The organism is Actinomadura sp. KC216 (assembly GCF_004348535.1).
Lineage (GTDB): Bacteria > Actinomycetota > Actinomycetes > Streptosporangiales > Streptosporangiaceae > Spirillospora.
Window position 1 is genome coordinate 1 of record NZ_SMJX01000576.1, and the last position, 2,276, is coordinate 2,276.

Consider the following 2,276-nt stretch of genomic DNA (forward strand, 5'->3'; position numbering starts at 1 on the left):
GGCGGCGCGGAGGCGGCGCGGAGGCGGCGCAGGGCGGCGCGGAGGCGGCGCAGGGCGGCGCGGAGGCGGCGCGGGCGTCGGTCAGGCGGGTGGGAGGACGAGGGCGGTGGCGATGGCGGCGAGGCCTTCGCCGCGGCCGGTGAGGCCCAAGCCGTCCGTGGTGGTGGCGGAGACGGTGACGGGGGCGCCCCCGAGGGCGCCGGTCAGGGTCTTCTCGGCTTCGGCGCGGCGCTTTCCGATCCTCGGGCGGTTGCCGATGATCTGGATGGCCACGTTGCCGATGGTGAAACCGGATTCGCCGGCGAGGCGGGCGACCTCGCGAAGGAGCGCGACGCCGGACGCGCCGGACCAGCGGGGGTCGGCGGTGCCGAAGATGGCGCCTACGTCGCCTAGGCCGCAGGCCGACAGGAGGGCGTCGCAGGCGGCGTGCGCGGCGACGTCGCCGTCGGAGTGGCCGGCGAGGCCGTGCCCCTCACCGGGCCATTCGAGCCCGGCGACCCACAGCGGGCGCGGCTCGGACGAGAACGGGTGGACGTCGGTTCCGACGCCCACCCGTGGCAGTCTTGCGCTCAATCCGTCCGGCCGTTCAGCTGGCCAGGACCTCGTCGAGCAGGGCTTCTGCCTTGTCCTCGTTGGTCTTCTCCGCGAGCGCGAGCTCACTGACCAGGATCTGCCGCGCCTTGGCGAGCATGCGCTTCTCGCCGGCCGACAGGCCGCGCTCCTTGTCGCGCCGCCAGAGGTCGCGGACGACCTCGGCGACCTTGTTCACATCGCCGGAAGCGAGCTTCTCGAGGTTCGCCTTGTACCGGCGGGACCAGTTGGTGGGTTCCTCGGTGTAGGGCGCGCGCAGCACCTCGAACACCTTCTCCAGACCCTCCTGGCCGACGACGTCGCGGACACCCACGTCCTCGACGTTCTCGACCGGAACCTGCACTGTCAGGTCGCCCTTGTCGACCTTCAAGACCAGATAGGTCTTTTCCTCACCTTTGATGGTGCGAGTCTCGATGGCCTCGATCCGAGCAGCCCCATGGTGGGGGTAGACGACGGTGTCGCCGACCTGGAAAGTCATGTGACAAGTACCCCTTCCGCTAGAACCAGGGTACCACGGAAACGAGGGTGGCTGAACCGACGTTCCAGACAAATGCCCAGGTCAAGCTGCATATTGGGGTATTGACAAAGCCCTTTAATGGTGCATCCAGGACCAGTTCCCCGTACTCAGGGTAGCCGAGAGACCACCGTGATCCCGCCCGGCCGCCATTACCGGTAAGGGTGTCCCCGTTACAAGCATCCCTCCTGCCGAGTGCCGAGATGCGTTCCATACTGGAGGTGAACATGCCGGGTGGTCCGGGTACGAAGCGCCCGGAAGGGTCCTAATGGGACCACGGCCCGCCCGGAGCACGGCCCCCCGCCGGACGGGGCCGTGGAGCGCCTCGGCGAAGCCAGGACGGAGGTGCGGCGTGAGGCCGGACGGCGACGACCCGGAGCCCGATGACTACGGGCTTCCCCGCGTTGACGTCGTCGTGCCCGATGACGCCCGCGAGCTGGAGCGGGACGTCGCCGCCTACCGCCGCGAGGAGCGCCGCCGCCGGCGCCGGGACCGGTTCCGCCGCCTCGGCGGCCCGCTGACCCGGTTCGGCGTCGCCATCCCGATCATCGCGGGCGCGCTGCTGGTCGCACTGCTCAGCGGGGTGCTGATGACCACGTTCGGGCCGCGTCCCGCGCCGCGCCCGACGGCCGCCCAGCTCGCGCCGCGGCCGTCCGCGAGCCCCGGCGAGGTCGGCGGGCTGCTGCCCGCGGGCGAGATCGACCTGGTGACCGGGCAGCGCGCGGCCATGCAGATCCGCGACCTGCGGCCGGGCGTCGTCGGCATCGTCCCGCCCGGGTACGAATGCGAGGGTGTGGTCGCGGAGCTCGCGGGCAGGACGCAGGAGAACGAGCTGAAGTTCTACCTGGTCGCCGATCCGCGTCCGGCCGGCGGCAAGAAGGGGACGCCGCTGAAGGAGCTGAAGGCGTGCGCGGGGACCGCCCACGAGGGCGTGCCGCAGGTGCTTGAGGACCGCAAGGGCGTGCTCGCGACGGCCTACGCGCCGCCGCCCGGCACGCCGGGCCCGGTCGCCACCGGCCTCACCGCCGTGTTCGTCCAGCTGGACGGCGTGGTCCGGGAGGTCGTCCGGGCGCCGCAGCCCGGGCCGGAGCTCGCCGGGAAGGTCAAGGCCCTCCAGACCGGCTGACGGATCACCTCACGGCCCGCGAGACCGGGTCGCGGCGGCGAGACC

The 2,276-nt window shown here is 72.1% G+C and carries 3 protein-coding genes; 1 reads left to right on the forward strand and 2 read right to left on the reverse strand.

Annotated elements, in window-relative coordinates; all coding sequences use genetic code 11:
* Nucleotides 1-81: 81 nt before the first annotated feature.
* Together ispF and E1264_RS42115 are read right to left on the reverse strand one after the other, a co-directional pair.
* Complete coding sequence (gene ispF / locus E1264_RS42110; RefSeq protein WP_207936989.1) at nucleotides 82-552, reverse strand: 2-C-methyl-D-erythritol 2,4-cyclodiphosphate synthase; 471 nt, start codon at nucleotides 550-552, stop codon at nucleotides 82-84.
* 34 nt (nucleotides 553-586) lie between these two features.
* Entirely contained in the window at nucleotides 587-1,069 is a 483-nt protein-coding gene (locus E1264_RS42115; RefSeq protein WP_067459337.1) for a CarD family transcriptional regulator, read from the reverse strand.
* 388 nt (nucleotides 1,070-1,457) lie between these two features.
* On the opposite strand from E1264_RS42115, the gene E1264_RS42120 reads away from it, so the two are divergent.
* Nucleotides 1,458-2,231 (forward strand): hypothetical protein, encoded by a 774-nt coding sequence (locus tag E1264_RS42120; protein ID WP_132183114.1) that lies wholly within the window; start codon nucleotides 1,458-1,460, stop codon nucleotides 2,229-2,231.
* The last annotated feature ends 45 nt before the right edge of the window (nucleotides 2,232-2,276 follow it).